5 protein-coding genes are annotated in these 2,293 nt (G+C 64.2%); all 5 read left to right on the top strand.

Going from position 1 to position 2,293, the window contains the following annotated elements:
* A partial coding sequence (locus LPA46_RS18585) for a hypothetical protein (protein ID WP_230893800.1) occupies positions 1–201 on the top strand: 201 nt, incomplete at its 5' end.
* Positions 198–407, top strand: coding sequence for a hypothetical protein (locus tag LPA46_RS18580; RefSeq protein ID WP_230893799.1), 210 nt, complete (start codon positions 198–200; stop codon positions 405–407). The genes LPA46_RS18585 and LPA46_RS18580, both read left to right, overlap by 4 nt.
* A gap of 290 nt (positions 408–697) precedes the next feature.
* Positions 698–946 (top strand): hypothetical protein, encoded by a 249-nt coding sequence (locus LPA46_RS18575; RefSeq protein ID WP_230893798.1) that lies wholly within the window; start codon positions 698–700, stop codon positions 944–946.
* Positions 939–1,142, top strand: coding sequence for a hypothetical protein (locus LPA46_RS18570; RefSeq protein WP_230893797.1), 204 nt, complete (start codon positions 939–941; stop codon positions 1,140–1,142). The genes LPA46_RS18575 and LPA46_RS18570 overlap by 8 nt, the downstream gene beginning before the upstream one ends.
* Positions 1,143–1,352: 210 nt before the next feature.
* On the top strand, positions 1,353–2,293 hold a 941-nt coding region (locus tag LPA46_RS18565), incomplete at its 3' end, for a hypothetical protein (protein WP_230893796.1).

Raw genomic sequence — 2,293 nt, 5'->3', positions numbered from 1 at the left:
GAGTCGTCGGGCGGGATTCCGCTGCCGGTGTCGAAGAAGACCGCGTTCGCGGGTGTCGGTGTCGCGCTGGTGCTGGTGATTCTGTACGTGTACCTGCGCGACGACAGCGAAGACAGCGCCCAGGAGGTTGCTGAGCCGGACGAAGAGGACCCGGAGGAAATCGCTGAAGTGGACGTTTCTGGAGGGCTGACTTCGGCATGACGGACAAGATGGAGCCGCTTCCCGAGAATATTCGTGGAGAGAGGCTTGAGAGGCATACCTTCAAACACGAAATCAACTGGGGGCATGTAGCGGGTGGCGTCGGGTTGCTGGTGCTGGCGTGGGTCATGTACCAGTGGGTCGTGGCCGGTGAGAGTGACGACGACAGCGAGGAGAACGGGCTAGACGACGTGGACGTTCTGGACTGATGGCAGCGTCGGCGTTCGCGCCCGAGGCGGCGTGCTGTGGGGCTCTCGGCTGTCGTGAGACGGAAGGACTGGTTCGGGTAAGGAATGGCCCGAAAGAGCGCGTGCTGTGCCCTGAGTGCGCTCGGAAGTGGTCGTAGCGAACATATATCTCAGTAGCACCGGGTTTTATGCACAGGAAACATCAATCAGAAGCCGACACGCGGACGCCGGACACGTCGCTGTGCGACGTGAACGGTCGGGAAGGTGTGTGGACCTTCCCTGTAAGGAACCGCGCGTCACCGGTACCAACGATGACAGCAAGCGATACTAGCCCAGGCGAGGGCCATGAGTCTGACGGTGAATCGGGTTCGATAGACGAAGAATTAGTTCTAAGCGAGATCGTGGAGATAGACCGCCATGCAGATCGAGCTGCGACGGTGGCGGTTCGTGCGGATCGGCAGGACCTTCTGGACGAGCTGACCGAGCACCTGGAAGAGATCGCTGAGTGGATCGACGATTACGGTGGCTCGAAGATCGAGGAGGCTGGTGCCGATGAGTGACCGGTCAGAATCGATGTGGTACTGCCCGACCTGCGAGGCGTGGGTCGGCTGGAAGCTGGACGAGTGCCCGGAGTGCGGTCGTAGCCAGCCGTGGCGTCCGGTGCGTTCGGCGGACGTGGACGGGCCAGCGTGGACGGTGACGCGCTGGGACCGCGTGAAGGCGAAGCTGGGACTGGTTGGCGAGGGCGACGAGTAGCGTGACCCACGCCACCCCCAGCGACCGGCAGGCGGTCGATGTCGTGTGCGGTCGTGGTAGCCGCGCCCGGACTGTCCTCCGTTCCGAGCGCGGCGTCGGCGGTCGCGGGGCGGTGGCGGTCGCGGGTGCGTGCTATATCCTGCACTTGCGGGAAAGTAACCCCCCAAGTGCGACTAACACACGGGAGACGCGCTTAGCGGGTGGTTCTCTGTGACCCGTGAATTCGGGGGGCTGATTGCGGACAGTCGGGACGTGAGTAGTGAGCCGGAGGAGTCGCCCGCAGCGGAGCGTGCGGCGCGCCAGGAGGCGGGCGAGTGGTCGGAAGGGCTGAGTCCCTACGGAGTGACGGAATGGCAGCTGCCCGGTCAGGGCGACCGTGGAGCGCGCTGCGGGGAGTGGTACCCGGAGGCGGTCTGCGATAGTTGTGCTGACCTGAGTCTGGGGACGCATAGCTGTGGGCGTCGGTCGTGCCCGGACTGCTGGGGGATGTGGGCGAAGGACAGCGCTGTGCGGGCGACTGAGCGGATTCAGCAGTTCCGGTACACGCAGCCTGACGACTGGCATCGGCAGGTCGCTCACGCCTACGTGTCGCCGGAAGAGGGCGACGTGATGAACGAGCGGCAGTACTGGGAAGGGCGGTCGAAGGCGGCGGAGATCGCGGAGGCGAAGGGGTGGCGGGGCTTCACGGTGATTCCGCACCCGTATCGGGTCACGGATGACGGCCAGGAACGGTACAATCGGGAAGATCCCGATTACGGGATCTGGGTGTGGCTCCGCAACGACGTGGAGAATATGGAGCGGTACACGACGTGGAGCCCGCACTATCACATCGTGGGGTTCCCCGGCGCGGACATGGAGCCGGGGAAGGACAGCGACGAGTGGCTGTACCAGTTCAAGCGGTCGCTGTCGGCGTTCGGTGGCATTCACGACAAAGACAGCCACGAGGACGTGTACGGGCTGTTCCGGTACCTGCTTTCTCACACGGGGTTCCCGGCAGAATCGACTAAGCAGACGACGACGTGGTACGGGGACCTGGCGAACAGCGTGTTCGTCGAAGATGCGACCGAGGAGTGGCAGAATCAGAAGCCGTCTGAGGGAGTGCGCCGCCCGCTACGGCGGGAGATAGAGGAGGTGGCGGGTGCTGAGCCGGA

Origin of the sequence: Halobacterium sp. KA-6 (genome assembly GCF_021029015.1) — an archaeon.
Classification (GTDB): Archaea; Halobacteriota; Halobacteria; order Halobacteriales; family Halobacteriaceae; genus Halobacterium.
Note: the sequence above shows the minus strand (reverse complement) of the source record. Positions and strands in the feature narration are given on the sequence as shown.

Coding starts and splice junctions, on each gene's coding strand:
- LPA46_RS18580 (WP_230893799.1), top strand. CDS start 198: ATGACGGACAAGATGGAGCCGCTTCCCGAGAATATTCGTGGAGAGAGG.
- LPA46_RS18575 (WP_230893798.1), top strand. CDS start 698: ATGACAGCAAGCGATACTAGCCCAGGCGAGGGCCATGAGTCTGACGGT.
- LPA46_RS18570 (WP_230893797.1), top strand. CDS start 939: ATGAGTGACCGGTCAGAATCGATGTGGTACTGCCCGACCTGCGAGGCG.